This window comes from Mycobacterium sp., from assembly GCF_035314665.1.
In the GTDB taxonomy this organism is placed as follows: Bacteria; Actinomycetota; Actinomycetes; order Mycobacteriales; family Mycobacteriaceae; genus Mycobacterium.
Map to the genome: position 1 here is coordinate 13,285 of NZ_DATFZD010000041.1, position 14,268 is coordinate 27,552.

Annotated in this window: 15 protein-coding genes and 1 pseudogene; 11 read left to right on the forward strand and 5 right to left on the reverse strand. The window is 61.9% G+C overall.

Annotated elements, in window-relative coordinates:
* The first annotated feature begins 751 nt into the window (after positions 1–751).
* The 4 genes from VKI00_RS03055 to VKI00_RS03065 all read left to right on the forward strand — a co-directional run bounded on the left by VKI00_RS03055 (position 752) and on the right by VKI00_RS03065 (position 3,264).
* Positions 752–1,282, forward strand: a complete 531-nt coding sequence (locus VKI00_RS03055) for a BON domain-containing protein (RefSeq protein WP_324435261.1) — start codon at positions 752–754, stop codon at positions 1,280–1,282.
* A gap of 13 nt (positions 1,283–1,295) precedes the next feature.
* A complete protein-coding gene (locus VKI00_RS33680; RefSeq protein ID WP_414687102.1) occupies positions 1,296–1,400 on the forward strand; it encodes a BON domain-containing protein in 105 nt (34 codons plus the stop codon).
* A gap of 108 nt (positions 1,401–1,508) precedes the next feature.
* On the forward strand, positions 1,509–2,645 hold the full coding sequence (locus tag VKI00_RS03060; protein WP_324435263.1) for a site-2 protease family protein: 1,137 nt from the start codon (positions 1,509–1,511) through the stop codon (positions 2,643–2,645).
* A 34-nt stretch (positions 2,646–2,679) separates the two neighbouring features.
* Positions 2,680–3,264 carry an HdeD family acid-resistance protein gene (locus tag VKI00_RS03065; protein ID WP_324435265.1) on the forward strand — a complete coding sequence of 195 codons (585 nt, stop codon included), beginning with the start codon at positions 2,680–2,682 and terminating at the stop codon, positions 3,262–3,264.
* A gap of 33 nt (positions 3,265–3,297) precedes the next feature.
* Here VKI00_RS03065 and VKI00_RS03070 read toward each other — a convergent pair whose 3' ends face one another.
* The 4 genes from VKI00_RS03070 to VKI00_RS03085 all read right to left on the reverse strand — a co-directional run bounded on the left by VKI00_RS03070 (position 3,298) and on the right by VKI00_RS03085 (position 6,188).
* The gene (locus VKI00_RS03070) at positions 3,298–3,492 is read right to left on the reverse strand and encodes a DUF2905 domain-containing protein (protein WP_324435267.1); all 195 of its coding nucleotides are present in this window, start codon (positions 3,490–3,492) and stop codon (positions 3,298–3,300) included.
* A 14-nt stretch (positions 3,493–3,506) separates the two neighbouring features.
* A complete protein-coding gene (locus tag VKI00_RS03075; RefSeq protein WP_324435269.1) occupies positions 3,507–4,160 on the reverse strand; it encodes a rhomboid family intramembrane serine protease in 654 nt (217 codons plus the stop codon).
* A gap of 162 nt (positions 4,161–4,322) precedes the next feature.
* On the reverse strand, positions 4,323–5,183 hold the full coding sequence (locus VKI00_RS03080; protein ID WP_324435271.1) for a universal stress protein: 861 nt from the start codon (positions 5,181–5,183) through the stop codon (positions 4,323–4,325).
* Between the two features lie 108 nt (positions 5,184–5,291).
* Positions 5,292–6,188, reverse strand: a complete 897-nt coding sequence (locus VKI00_RS03085) for a universal stress protein (protein WP_324435272.1) — start codon at positions 6,186–6,188, stop codon at positions 5,292–5,294.
* A 563-nt stretch (positions 6,189–6,751) separates the two neighbouring features.
* Between VKI00_RS03085 and VKI00_RS33930 the strand changes: the two are divergent.
* The 7 genes and pseudogenes from VKI00_RS33930 to VKI00_RS03115 form a co-directional block, all read left to right on the forward strand.
* Positions 6,752–7,141, forward strand: a pseudogene (locus tag VKI00_RS33930) (DUF7144 family membrane protein); the annotation flags it as partial.
* Between the two features lie 51 nt (positions 7,142–7,192).
* On the forward strand, positions 7,193–7,630 hold the full coding sequence (locus VKI00_RS03090; RefSeq protein WP_414687103.1) for an Hsp20/alpha crystallin family protein: 438 nt from the start codon (positions 7,193–7,195) through the stop codon (positions 7,628–7,630).
* 410 nt (positions 7,631–8,040) lie between these two features.
* On the forward strand, positions 8,041–8,649 hold the full coding sequence (locus tag VKI00_RS03095; protein ID WP_324435274.1) for an HdeD family acid-resistance protein: 609 nt from the start codon (positions 8,041–8,043) through the stop codon (positions 8,647–8,649).
* A gap of 356 nt (positions 8,650–9,005) precedes the next feature.
* Positions 9,006–9,614: an HdeD family acid-resistance protein gene (locus VKI00_RS03100; RefSeq protein ID WP_324435276.1), complete on the forward strand. Its 609-nt coding sequence runs from the start codon at positions 9,006–9,008 to the stop codon at positions 9,612–9,614.
* Positions 9,615–9,807: 193 nt separating this feature from the next.
* Positions 9,808–10,977 (forward strand): adenylate/guanylate cyclase domain-containing protein, encoded by a 1,170-nt coding sequence (locus VKI00_RS03105; RefSeq protein ID WP_324435278.1) that lies wholly within the window; start codon positions 9,808–9,810, stop codon positions 10,975–10,977.
* A gap of 49 nt (positions 10,978–11,026) precedes the next feature.
* Positions 11,027–11,935, forward strand: a complete 909-nt coding sequence (locus VKI00_RS03110; RefSeq protein WP_324435280.1) for a universal stress protein — start codon at positions 11,027–11,029, stop codon at positions 11,933–11,935.
* A 225-nt stretch (positions 11,936–12,160) separates the two neighbouring features.
* Positions 12,161–12,445, forward strand: coding sequence for a hypothetical protein (locus VKI00_RS03115; RefSeq protein WP_324435281.1), 285 nt, complete (start codon positions 12,161–12,163; stop codon positions 12,443–12,445).
* Positions 12,446–12,806: 361 nt separating this feature from the next.
* On the opposite strand, the gene VKI00_RS03120 is transcribed toward VKI00_RS03115, so the two are convergent.
* Positions 12,807–14,081, reverse strand: coding sequence for an ISL3 family transposase (locus VKI00_RS03120; RefSeq protein WP_414687104.1), 1,275 nt, complete (start codon positions 14,079–14,081; stop codon positions 12,807–12,809).
* Between the last annotated feature and the right edge of the window lie 187 nt (positions 14,082–14,268).

Sequence of the window (14,268 nt, forward strand, 5' to 3'; positions counted from 1 at the left end):
ATTCGAGGATGCCGCCATCATTTGGATCCCAGCGATGCGACGTCAATGCGGCGGCCGGGGGGATTGACTGCCTCCGCTCCGACCGTCGCGAATTCCGTTGAGCGTCCCCCGGATGCCGCCGACAACGCCCCGATACCAGGCCTCGCCCGGCCGCCCGGCCACTGACTGACTACCTTGCTGCCAGCCATCGCGGATTCCGTTGGCGGTTCCTCGAATACCGCCGATCACGCCGTGGATCCCGGCGCCAAGCACCGCCCGGGCTGTCGCTTTACTCGCGCGTGATCTGCGGAGCCGGTCGGGCGGCGTCATTGTCGACTCAGCGGGGGGAAGGGCCGGCCGTCGTGCGACGGTGGGATGATCGCGCGGTCTGCCCGAGCGGCGTGTTGGGCCGAGCCAACTTCACTGCACCGCACCATTTCCGCATTGACTCCCATTTGGCTACGGTAGACGACGTTAACCGAGGTTGTCACGGTCTTCGTGAGTTTGAGGTGGCCGCCTTTCTCGCTACCCGCGGCGCGAACCGCTCTTCCCGCAAATGCCAGGCATCGCAGGCAATTCGACGAGGGCTGTAGACAGCAGCATGTCAGGCGGGCGTTTGATCCCGGAGCGTCGACAAACTGGCGAATCCAGGCGCTGAGTGACTTTTGGCCCTGTGCCGGATGACCTCCGACACTGTTGATTCGTTACGGCACCGGAAGAGGCTCGTAATTGCGGATTGCACACGAATCTCTACCCGTCCGAAGGAAACCCGGTGAGCAAAGACGACGTATTCGTCAACGACGATGTAGTCGAGGAGCTGAAAGACGACCCGGCCGTGGACTCCTCTCGTATTGCCGTCGCCGTGAATGACGGCGTGGTGACGTTGCGGGGATCTGTGCCGACCTATTGGCAAAAGGTCGAAGCCGCAAAGGCTGCGAGGCGGGTGGTCGGCGTGCAGGCTGTTGCGAATGATGTGAAAGTTGAAGTCGCTGACGCTCACGTCCGCGACGACGTCGATATCGCGTCCGCGGCGGCAACCGCGATCAAATGGCATAGCGATGTGCCTGATTCGGTAGAAGCGACGGTCGACAGCGGCTGGGTGACTCTCACTGGAAAGGTCGATTGGCAGTTCCAGCGCAGCGCGGCCGAGACTGCGATTAGACACCTCACAGGGGTGACGGGCGTGACCAACAACATCGAGTTGAATGCCGGCCCGCGGGCAGCTGACGTGCGCGAGAAGATCAGGACAGAACTGGCGCGAACGGTGAATCAGGACGTCGACGACTTCTATCGAGACGAGTAATGGCCGTGTCACTTTGCGCGGCACCGTCAGTTCATGGGCAGAAGATGAGGCTGCGCGGCGCGCAGCCTGGTCGGTGTCAGGCGTGAACAACGTCGACGATCAACTGGTCATCGAATAGTTCGCCCGGCAGAAGCCTCCCTTCGGCGAAAGTTAAAGGTCCAACGTCACAAGAACTTCCTCTGCGATGGGCCTTATGTCGACTATCCCGTGAACCGAGGAGCACGCAATGCATGAGGACATTCGAATAGGCACGGTAGATGGATTTCCGGTGCCCATCCATTGGAGCACCGTGGTGATCTTGTGGTTGTTCACGTGGAGCTTGGCGACGTCGCTGCCGCATGCCAGTCCGGGCTATTCGACATCGAACTACTGGCTCGCCGGGCTGATCGGCGCCCTAGTGCTGCTGGCGTCGCTACTGGCTCACGAACTTACCCATGCGTTGGTTGCCCGTCGTGAGGGAGTCGCCGTGGATAGCTTGACGCTGTGGCTGTTCGGCGGCGTCGCACGGCTACGCGGCCAGGCCAAGACAGCGAAATCCGAGTTCAAAATCGCGGCATCGGGTCCGACGGTCAGTCTGGCGCTGGCAGCCGTGTTTGCGGGGACCGCTAAGGTGCTGCACCACCTTGGTGTCGAGTCCATCATGGTGGCTGTCGCCTGGTGGCTGGCCGCTATCAACCTGTTTTTGGCGTTGTTCAACCTGCTGCCTGCTGCGCCGCTGGACGGTGGCCGAGTGCTGCGCGCTGTTTTGTGGCGCCGATCCGGCGACCCTGCGCGCGCGGCGGTCACCGCGGCCCGGTGCGGGCGGGTTCTCGGTTACGTTCTTATCGGTTTAGGCCTGGCGGAATTCGTCAACGGCTCCCTGATTGGTGGCGCGTGGATGGCTTTTATCGGCTGGTTTCTGTTGACCGCCGCCCGGGACGAGGAGGCACAGGTACTGGTCAGACAATCGCTGGCCGGTGTGACTGTCGATCAGGCGATGACGCCCCACCCGCGAACAGCTCCGGGTTGGATAACAGCAGAGGAATTCATTCAGCGCTATCTGCTCGGTGATCGCCACTCGGCCTACCCAGTTGAGGACTCGGACGGCTCCATCACTGGGCTGATCACGCTCACACAACTGCGCAAACTGGCGCCGCACCAGCGCGCCACGACGCTGGTGCGTGACGTTGCCATACCCCTGAACGAAGTGCCTATAGCGTCGCCGCATGAGCCGCTGACCGCGCTGATGGAACGGATGGCACCAGATCGCAGGCGCGCGCTGGTCATGGAAAACGGCCAAGTGGTGGGCATCGTGACCGCAAGCGATATCACTCAACTGCTCGATGTGCGTGCCATCGCCCGACCCACGGTCGACCGCAGCTGACGGCCGCGAGATCACGAGTGAAGTTGCTTTCGCGATGACGACCCACACTTCTCACCCAGAACCCCACGACCTGTGGAAGCCGACGCTGGCCTCCGGCGCGCTCGCCCTCCTGGTCGGCAGTGCGGTGCTGCTGTGGCCCGACATCTCGACAGAGGTCGCGGCGACCTTGTTGGGTGTATACCTGGTGGCCTCTGCCGTAATGCAGCTCATTATTGGACTCCGCATGGTCGAGCGGACGCGCGGCCAGGCTCTGTCGTTCGTCAGCGGCGCGACGTCGCTTGTACTCGGGACGTTGGCCTTCCGCGATCTCTCCCACGCAGTGCAGCTGCTGGCGATAGCGATTGGGATACCGTTCCTTTTCCGCGGCATGGCAGCGATGGTTTACGGAATCACCGAGTCCGATGCCATTGGCGGCTGGACCATCTTCTTCGGCACGATCACAGCTGCTGCCGGAGTCATCCTGATGGCATTGCCGTTCTCTTCTATCACGACGCTGGCGACCGTCGTCGGAATCTGTCTGGTGGTCCTGGGTGGGCTCGAGATCATATCCGGGTACCGAATCTACATCTCCGAAAGGGAATTGGGCGAGCCCAAGGTCGGCACGACTGATTCTCCCTGAGCCGTGCAAGGCGGGGCGAGAGAAGCCTCGGCTTCACCGCCGAAAAAGATACTCGGCGACTGTCAGCAATAGGCTGAGCGCGACCGAGATCAACAGCATCGAGACCACCGGGATGTAGACGCGCACGTTGTCGCGTTCAATGCGGATATCACCGGGAAGATGGCCGAACCACGAGAACGCACCGGCCCACACCAGGATGCCGACGACCGCGATGACGATTCCCGCCATCACGATCAGTGGACCTACGTTTCGTACCATTGCGGCGTCCGGGCCACCACTCGTCCACTGCTCACCAAAAGGCCGGTGATGAGCGCGCCGAAAAGGAATCCTCCGACGTGTGCGAAGAATGCGACGCCGCTGCCACCACTCTTACCTGCCACCAGTGCAGAGTTCCCTTCGAAGAACTGGTAGATGAACCAGCCGCCGAGATAAAGCCATGCCGGGATGCTGACCGGGAACCACAGCACGAGCGTGCGAATGCTCGAGCTGGGATAGATCACGAAATAGGCGCCCATGACGGCGGCGATCGCACCGCTGGCGCCCAGGCACGGTACTTGGGCGTCGGACGGGCTGCCGAAGAGCAAGGTCATCGCGGTCTGCAAAAACATTGCCGCGAATCCGCCGGCAAAGTAGAAGACCAGGTAACCCAGTTTTCCGAACGCGTCCTCGACATTCTTGCCGAAGATCGCCAGAAACCACATGTTGCCGAGAATGTGATCCCAGCTGCCGTGCAGGAACATCGCCGTGATCCAACTGATACCCCATGGGTAACCCATATGGCAGGCGTGGTCGACATTGCATGCATAAAACGAGGCCTGTTTGACGGCCCCCTCCGGATCCGGCAATTCGTAGAACACGAAGACGGCAAAGTTGGCTGCGATCAGCGCGACATTCACCCAGGGGAACCGGCGGGCCGGAATGCCGTCCGAGTAAGGGATCATGCAGGCCGCTTTCGTTTCGAACGGTGCGCGGACGTATCAGAGTTTTTCACTAACGTCGACAGGTGTACAAGGGTCCAAAAGACACTTGATCCCACCCGGATTGCCGTCTCGACCCGGCTAGCGGGCCACAATCACCGGTATGCCGACATCTTTCAGCACGGCGGTGGTGACCGATCCGAGCATCAGGCCCGGACGTGCGCCGCGACCATGGCTGCCAACAACCAGCAGCTGTGCCGAGCAGGATTTTTCAGAAAGCTGTCGCGCCGGGTCGTTGTGTACGACAATGCGCCGAACCGTGACGTCGGGATAGCAGTCTTGCCAGCCCGCCAGTCCCTCCTCGAGGACTTGGTGCGCTTTGGACGTCGTCGACGTCGCACCGTCACTCCAGGCGTGCAGCGCAATTAGTTCCACGTGTCGAATGGAGGCCTCGACGAACGCGGTTTGGGCGGCCAGCTGCGACCCACCTGATCCGTCGATTCCGACCAGCACTGGCAACTGCGCCGACGGCAATGCTGCCGATCCCTCGTCGTGGATCACCGCGACGGGGCAGTGAGCAAGGTGTAGTAAATCGGTTGTGAGTGAAGCGTCTAGGCGGGCGCCCGGGGCAGTGCGCTGCCGACCGCCGACGACGACTAGCTGAGCCTCCTTCGACAGCTCAACAACGGTCGGCACACGTGCCGAATAGAGCAGTTCGCTGTTGATGGCAGGCAGGTCGCCCCCATCGGCACCGTCTTGGATCACCTTGATCGCATTCGAGAGTAATTGTCGCGCTGCATCGTCATGACCTTGACGCAGTTCGTCTGTTGTCGGAGCAGTCATCAAAAGCCGTGCAGAGTCGTGGAAGCCAGGCATCGGCCCAAGATGGACGAGAGTGACCGGCACCTTGCGCAGCGCTGCATCACGTGCTGCCCAGCGCAAAGTTTCGGCATCGGCGTCAACAGGGACGACAACCCCGGGATACCTTCTACCACTCACCATTTCGTCACCCTTCCCGACCGATACGGGTTAGCGCTGCCTCGATGACGCTCGCCGCCCAGCCCGGCGCCGCAACGAAAGAGAAGTCCTCGACAAAGTGGCCATCCGACGCTAATCCCAAGGCTGGTCGTCGGGGACCACGATCACCGGAACGCGCGCGGACTGGGCGACCGCCGAACTCACCGACCCGAGCCGCATGCCCGGGTACCCGCCGCGGCCGCGTCGGCCCAGAACCACCAGTTGGGCTCTCGTCGATTCCTGCACTAGCCAGCGGGCCGGCACGTCACACACCAGTTTTCGCTCGACCTGCACGTCGGGGTATCGTTCGTGCCATCCGGCCAGCCGTTCGCCGAGCACCTCATCGCCTTGGTCGCGATTGACATGCCAATCCATGCCCAGAATCGGAGACACCCCGACATCGCTCCATGCGTGCAGTGCCAGCAGTGGCACCTGCCGGCGGCTGGCCTCGTCGAAGGCTAACGCGGTAGCGGCTTCAGACGCCGGTGTTCCGTCAATACCGAGCAGCACAGGTGACGCTTCAGCGACATTCTGGCCGACATGCTGACGGTCGTGAACAACCGCAACGGGGCACCGCGCGTCGCGGAGCAACGCCGCACTCACCGAGCCGAGCCTGTAGGCGCTCGAGGCGTCAACCCCGCGGCTTCCTGTCACCATCATGTACGCATGCTGCGATGCTTCGATGAGCGTGGAAACCACACTGGCATATGTAATCTCGGTTTGCATGCGAGGATGCTTCCCGTCAGTCAGTTCGTCGGCTATCTCTCGTGAGTGCTGCACGATCTGGCGTGCCTGATCTAGCCGCACCTGCGGGATCGCCCCATCAGGCGTCATTGTTGAGTCGATGGGTGTCGGCGCCACAACATGGATCAAGGTGATGGGCCGCTCGCGCATCACGGATTCCCCTACCGCCCAACGGACAGCAGCATCGGATGGTCCGCTGCCATCGACGCAGACTACGAGCGTGGATTGCGTTCGCTCACTGCGCACGGTGTTCTCCTGGTCCGCAAATGACTTCGGTGTGGTCAACAAGCACTGGTCGGGTCTGATCTTCGCGGCCCGCAATCTCTATCCTCGTAATGTAATGGCATGGCACGGCATGTGTTTCGCGTCCGCGACATTCACCTGTCCCGCCGCGGTCGTGTCGAGATCGCTGCCGGCGACGATCGCTTCTTGACCGATCGAGTGTTTGCCGGGCTAACCCATGTCAGGGGTCGAACGACGCGCGCAGGCCTGCAGTTCTTCCTTTGGTTTTCACGACTGAATCCCTTTCCCAGGCGGGAAAATGACACCCTTTCCTGAAATTTCCAGCGTTGCGCTGCGGCCCAGGCCGCGCTAGGGCCAAAGGTCCTATGCCGAGACGTCCCGCAAAGCCAGGCGGGCTGGTCGGAACCCGCTCAAGTCACCACCATCGAGCGCATGCGACCGAAGTTTGGTATGCAAAGGACTTTGGCCCCTATACCCGGAACCCGAGCCGCGCAACTATGGCGGGCAAGAGGGCCTACCGAATCACTTGTCACGGCTTAAGACCAATGCGGCAACAGGAGGCAGGCATGGCCAAAAAGTCAACAGACGGCGAGAATTCAGCGCTTCGGGCACTAGCGGGCACCGGAAGCCTGGCGGCTGCAATCATACTGATGATCTCTGCGGTCGTGACCGTTCTTGAGGGCATTTCGGCACTGACCGGTGGCAAATTCTTCGTCCGCGTGCCGGATAGTTACCTGTACCGGTTAAACCCCACGGCCTGGGGTTGCATCTTGATCGTTTTGGGAGCCTTGGTTGGCGCCGTTGCAGTCGGGCTTTTCCGGGGTGAGCTATGGGCACGAATGTCTGCGATTGTCATCGCCTGCATATCCATCATCGGCATGTTCATGTGGCTGCCGTATTCGCCGACGTCGTCCATTGTGGTCATCGCGCTCGACATCTTCGTGATTTGGGCCATCGCGAACTGGCAAAGTCCCTGGGCGCACAGCACCGGCAACAAGGCACAAAACTTGATCGGCGGCGAATCCGGCCAGCTCCCCTCGCGGCTGCAGCGCTCGCCATTCTCGGAGTGGTTTGCCGGATTTCCGTCTTGGGCGACGCTTCCCCCGGTGTTCGGCGGTCAGCCGATTCGGCTGGAGGACGGAATGACGGACGGCCGCTATGAGGTTAGAGCCGAACTACCGGGCATCGACCCAGTTGAGGATGTCGATATCACTACCCATGACGGGGTTTTGACGATCAAGGCGCAGCGCAAGGTGCGGACGGGATCCGACGGACACTCGGAATTCTCCTACGGCACCTTCACGAGATCGGTCCAATTGCCGCCGGGGGCGAAGGAAGATGACATCACTGCCACGTACGACAACGGGATCCTCACTGTTTCAGTCGGCGTGTCCGACGCCGACGGGCCCGCTCACAAACGGGTCCGTATCGCGCACGGCACCTGACCGTGCTGCATCGTTTTGCGCTACAGAGCTGACTGCCAGTTGGCGAAATTGGTAGGCATTACTCGAACTGGCGCACCAGAGAGGCCTTGGTATAACCACCAATTCTGGGCCAGGCCCGCGCGCCGGCAACGGTCCGCTCGACCTCATTGGCCTCCCGGCCGGTTGCGGCCTCGACCTGCTCTCACGGATAGTTGCGGCCGAATCCTCGAGTTTCTACGTCGCATCCTCTCGTCGGACAAATCGTCGGCCTTGAGCAAGTCGTCCGCATTTCGGCGACCCGAACCAATAAGCCTCGAAAGTCGTCCGAGGTACCGAGTGCAAATTCTTATGACTTTCGGCCCTAGTATGGCTGTTTCGGCGACGAAAGCATGAAAGTACGGACAAGTCCACGCTAGATTTGAGGAGCTGTGATGACAACCATCAAAACCCCGAAACCGTTGCAGTCTATTTGGCAGTCGGTGCTGCTAACCGGAATTACGACTGCGGTTTTAGGTGGTCTCATCCTTGGCTGGCCCGACATATCGATCGTCGCGGCTGCCACCCTGCTCGGTATATACCTGGTCGTTTCGGGCGTCGCCGAGGTGATTTACGCGTTCAGCCTCCTAGTCCCCGTTCCCTACCGAGTCCTGCTGTTTATCACCGGTCTGTTGTCGGTGGCCTTGGGAATACTGTCATTACGACACTTCGGTGACCAGTATGCGGTACTACTGTTGGCCATCTGGGTTGGCGTTGGATTTGTGTTACAGGGCGTGGCCGAAACCGGGACGGCGATCAGCTACCGCGACCTGCCCGGACGGGGCTGGTACATCTTCTTCGGCGTGGTAAGCATCCTCGCCGGTGTCGTGGTGCTGGGCTGGCCGTTCGATTCGATTGCGATTCTTGCGTACGTTACCGGCGCCTGGCTCGTCGTCATCGGAATCTTGGAGATCGTGGCGGCGTTGTACACCCGGCACCATGTGAACACGGTGGAGAAGCGAGTCTCCGGGGTGTTCGAATCAGCGCCTGCCAAGACGTCATGAGCAGCACTTCTCGTTCACGCCGCTCGGAGTTCTGCGACGGATAATCGCCAGCTGCGTCACCCTGCTTAACGCGGCGCCGACGTGCACCGACGGCAAAGCCACCAACGACAATGGGCCCGCGGTGAGATGCCGCCACGAGTCATCAGTCATCCGACGAGAAACACATTCGGCATGCCGGCGACCCAAACAAGCTCATCGTTACGACTGCATCCAGCTCGCCAGCAGTCAGCACACCCCGTTCTGCAGCATTAGCGGGCATGGCAATCGAGTGGCGTTTCTGATGACTTTTGGCCCTGTTAGGACCACTGCGATGGCGAAAGCATCGAAGGCGTCCACGCAATACTTGAGGAGCTGCGATGACAACCATCGAAACACCAAGACCATTGCAGTATCTGTGGCAGTCGATGCTGCTAACCGGAATCCTGACCGTGGTATTGGGCGGCCTTATCCTCGGCTGGCCCGGCATATCGATCCTTACGGCTGCGACGTTGCTTGGCATCTATCTGCTGGTGTCGGGCATCGCCGAGGTGGTATTTGCGTTCAGCCTGCATGTATCGGTTCCCTACCGGGTGCTGCTGTTCATCACCGGCGCGCTGTCGGTCGCCTTGGGAATACTGTCCCTGCGACACTTCGGTGATAGCTACGCGGTCCTGCTGCTGGCCCTCTGGGTTGGAATCGGATTTCTCTTTCAGGGAGTAGCCATGACCGCGACGGCGATCAGCTACCGCGACCTGCCGGGACGGGGCTGGGGCATCTTCTTCGGAGTGGTCAGCATCCTCGCCGGTCTCGTGGTACTGGCATGGCCGTTCGATTCGATTGAGATGCTTGCGTATGTCACCGGTGCGTGGCTCGTCGTCATCGGGATCTTCGAGACTGTGGCGGCGTTGTCGGCTCGGCACGATGTGAACACCGTAGAGAAGCGCGTCTCGCACATCTTCGAGCCGACACCTAACAAGGTGGCCTGACCTGTCACACACACCGGTTGAACTACGGCGCGCGGAAAGACATGCAGCTCAATGCCTCTAGACGGCATCCGGGTCGCCGTCTAGAGGTTTCCACTCGGCGACTGCGAGCTTTGCGCCGACGCGGCAAGCTTTTGCCGAGACAAGTGGCTCGCGACGCCAAAACGTTACGCGCTTGCTGTTCCTAGGTGACCCGATGACAGCTGACTTCGACGCGGAGAATTCCGACCTGCTCGACGGCCTCGAAGGGCGCGCACATACCGATCGTGCCGAACTGATTGTCTGGCTCCTCGACCGCGGTTTCAGTATCGAGCAGATCCGGGCATCGACCTCTCCGCTGCTGCTGCCCGCCCAACGGGTCATGGGCGACGACGGAGTGTACTTGTCTGCTCGTGAGGCGTGCACGGCGATGGGACTCGACTTGGGACTGCTGCTGCGATTGCAGAACGCTGACGGCCTACCTCGGATCGACGATGCCGACGCGGCAGTCTTGCCGCGGGTGGATGCCCTCGCCGTCGGCCACGCCAAGTTCTTCCTCGATCTAGGTGCGGACGAGGATGAGACCGTCGCCATCATGCGCGTTTTGATGCAGGGTCTGGAACGGGCTGCGGCAGTGATGCGTCGGGCGGCGTACAAGACTTTCGCCCGGCCCGGGGCAAGCGAGATCGAGCTTGCCATGCAATCGGAGGAGAAGGCACGTCAAGCTGTGCCAGGAATCGGACCGGTGGTCAACGACCTGATGCTGGTTCAGTTGCGCCATATCTTCGTGACGGAAGCCGTCACCGCCGCGGAGCGCGCGGCCGGTAGCCTTCCGGGCGCCCGCGAGATCGCTGTGGCCTTCGCTGATCTTGCCGGCTTCACCAGCCTCGGCGCGGAGCTGCCGGCCGTGGAACTCGAACACATCGCCAGCATCCTGACCGGCCTGGCCGAGAAGGTGGCTGTCGCCCCGGTGCAATTCGTCAAGTCGATTGGGGACGCCGTCATGTTCGTTTCACCAGAAACCGTGCCGTTGTTGAATGCTGTCCTGGACCTGGTCGGCCTCGTGCATAAGGCAGGCTTGCCACCGCTCCGGGTCGGTGTTGACTACGGTGATGCCGTAAGCAGCGCCGGCGATTGGTTCGGCAATCCTGTCAACGTGGCGAGCCGGCTCACTCACGTCGCACGGCCCGGCACCGTGTTAGTGGCAGCAGCTGCGCGCGAAACTGTCCCAGATACAGGGTCTTTCGGATGGTCATCTGCTTATTCACAGAAACTCAAAGGCATCAGCGACGAGTTGACTTTCTTTCGCATCGATTCCCGCCGTGAGGATCCGTCGGTTGCTCGATGTTCGGCGCCGGTGGATGCTTCTGGTCCCAAATTTCAATGAAAGGCATGTGGCACATTCGTCATCAAAGTAACAGAACGAAGGCAGCGAAATGTCTGACCGCACGACGCATTCGGGACTCTTGGTCGGCGTCGACGGATCGACACCATCGCTGAGCGCAGTGCGCTGGGCCACCTATGAGGCAGCCATGCGCAACGTTCCGCTCACCCTTGTGCACGCCATCTGCGAGACGATGTTGAGCTCGGCGACATCCGGGTGGTCGGCCGACCCCGGCTTATGGCTGGATCAAGAGAATGACGCGCGGAACATGATCGCCACTGCGGTCAAGGCCGTCGAAGATGCTGTCGACGGCGGGAAGGGTCCACCGGTCAGCACTGAACTGTTGGTTTCACCGCCTGTCCCCACACTTGTCGAGCTCTCTCAGGAGGCTCAGATGGTGGTGGTCGGCTGCCGTAGACGGGGCGCGTTACGCCGTGCCCTGCTCGGGTCGGTCAGCGCTGGGGTGGTTCATCAGGCGCACTGCCCAGTCGCAGTAGTCCATGACGAAGCGCCGACGTCGCGGCAAGCAAATAAGCTACCCGTACTGGTCGGGGTCGATGGATCGCGATCATCAGAGCTGACGGCAGCGGTCGCGTTCGACGAAGCCTCTTGGCGCGGCGTGGATTTGGTGGCCCTGCATGCCCGAAGTGACAACAACATGTTCACCATCCGCCGGAACAAGTGGTTAGGTTGGCAACCCAGCGCCGAGGAAACCGTGTCAGAGTGCCTCGCGGGCTTGCAAGAACGCTACCCCGACGTACGCGTGCACCGTCGGATGGTAGAGGGTCGTCCAGCACGTCAACTGCTCGAGGAGTCGAAGACGGCTCAACTCGTGGTTGTCGGCGGCTACGGCCGTGGTGGCTTCGGCCGAATGTCATTGGAATCTGTCAGCACCGAGGTGGTCCACGCGGCGCATGCACCCGTGATCGTGGTGCGCCCGCCCTTGGCGGAGATGCAATGACCAACAGCATTGCGATCAGCCTGGCTAAGCAGGCACGGGCTCAGCCTTCTGCAAGGTACCCTCAACACTTTTTGTTCAGGTGTCCAATAACGCGTCCTGACCGGTCGACCGCGGCTAAGATGTCATCGTCGCCAAAGAGGTGTCGTCGTGGCGGAGATTAGAGCGACCGCCGTCTCCGTCGCAGCGGCCAGTGGCGGCACGGAACTTGCTTCTAGCCTGCCGCACATGAAATGTGACACGGAAGCTCAGCAGGTCGCCGAGGTTGCGAAGACATTGCACCGGCGCGTCGATGAGCTTGTCCCAATTTTGGCGCGCGTGGTCATCCGCGAGGTACGACCGCACCACCCCAATGTGGTCCTACCGTTCGAATTGATCGCGACATCGTGTGCGGACAATATGCGATCGGTCCTGACCGCGATCGCTGACGACAGCGTGTTCGACGTTACTTCAGCAACGCAGGCCGGAGCCGAGCACGCGAGCCGGGGAGTGCCCCTGTCGGTCAGTTTTTGAGGTTCGTCGGTCGTCGTGCGCCGACCGACGGCAGGTTGGCCGGCCTCGGGCCGGTGGACCCCGCGGCGCGGTACGTGGTGCACCCGGAGGGGCGCGTATTCCTGGCCGCTGACGGGAGCGCCAGCGCCGTGTGGGATGGCCCCTGATGGCGCGTCGGCAGGCACGCAGCGACGGGCCGCGCGAGCTGCTGATCGCATGTCGTCAGCACGAGTTGCCGGGTTGCCCGAAGCCGAGCCCGTGGGTTAATCGCGGCGATGCGCCTGTTGGAGGCGTTGAAGGCCGGCAGCCCGGTTGAGGTTGGGTCGGCCGATCTGATGATCGCCATGATGCACGGCGAGCCGGATTACCGGCTCTTCGTAATTCAGAGTGCATTGACAAGTTGGTGGAGTGCTCCGCTGTGCAGTAGTGAGCGCCAGCGGTAGTGGGTGAGGTTGCGGAATCCGAGGGCGTTGCGGCGCAAGGCTTCCAGGCGGCCGTTGATGGCCTCGGTGGGTCCGTTGGAGGCGTGGTGGTCGAAGAAGGCCAGGATGTCGGTTCGGCGGCGCGATAGCGTGCGGCCGAGTTGGGCGATCTCCTCCAATCCGGTTGGCACGCCACGCCGGATCGAGGCGATCAGCCTGGTCATTGCGTTCTTGCCGCGACGTCGGTTCGGGTCGGCGTAGGCGGCGATGATCTTCTGATAGATCAGCCAGGCGACCTTGACCGCGAGGTGTTCGTCGCCGTCGAGCACCTCGGTCAGCCGGGTGTATTGGCGTGTGGAGAGCAGCTGCAGGCGGGTTCGGGCGATGCGCCGGATCCCATAGAGCGGGTCGCCGGTGTGTCCGCGCCGACCAAGGGTCTGCTGCTGGATGCGTTGGCGGATCAAATCCAGCTTGACCCCGGCCAAGGCGACGACGTGGAAGGGGTCCATCACGGTGACCGCGTCCGGGATGACCTGGGTAACGGCGGTCTTGTAGCCGGCGAATCCGTCCATCGCAATGACCTCCACGGCCTGGGCGAAGTCGCTGGGTTGGGCGGCCAACCACGACGACAGTGCGCTCGCTGAGCGTCCTTCGACCAGGTCGAGCAGTCGTGCCGGCCCGGTCTGGTCGTGGGTAGGGGTGAGGTCGATGATCAGCGTGACGAACCCCTCGGTGCCGCGACGCCGAGGCGCCCAGCGGTGCTCGTCGACACCGATCACCTTCACCCCGGCCAGCCGATCTGGCCCGGTCGCGGTGATCAGGGCCGCGGTCGCACGCATCGCAATCGAGCTGACGGTATGCCAGGACACACCCAATTCCGCGGCGATAGCCGAAATGGTGGTGCGGTCGATCATCAACCGCCGCAACACATACCGGGCACAGCGCCGCGTCGTCGAAGCCCGTGGGGCCGCCAACTTGCCCAGATCCTGGTTGAACACCGCACGCCCACACTCAGGGGTTAGGCAACGGTAGCGAGGTACGCCCACCTGCAGCACCAGCGGGTAGCCGGCCACCGGCAGATCCGTCAACAGCCGGGTCACGGTGTCGCGGTAGCGGCCCTCTCGACCGCAGCCCGGACACCGCGGATCACGGGCTACCGGCACACAGAAGATCGTCGTGGTCTTCTCATCGACGGCAGCGTCGGTGATCGTCACGCCCAGCTCGATGGTGCGCATGATCGTGTCGGCAACAACAGCAGGCGGGCAGGCGGTAGCCTCAGGCAAGGGTCACCTCGGTGGTGTTGGTGAAGCGGCGTGTAGGAACCTGAATCGTCACCCACCGAGGCCCCACCTCAGCTCAACGACACGAACCCCCACCCCGGATATCCGCCAACCACCGCTGCACGCTCATTTCCGAAGAGCC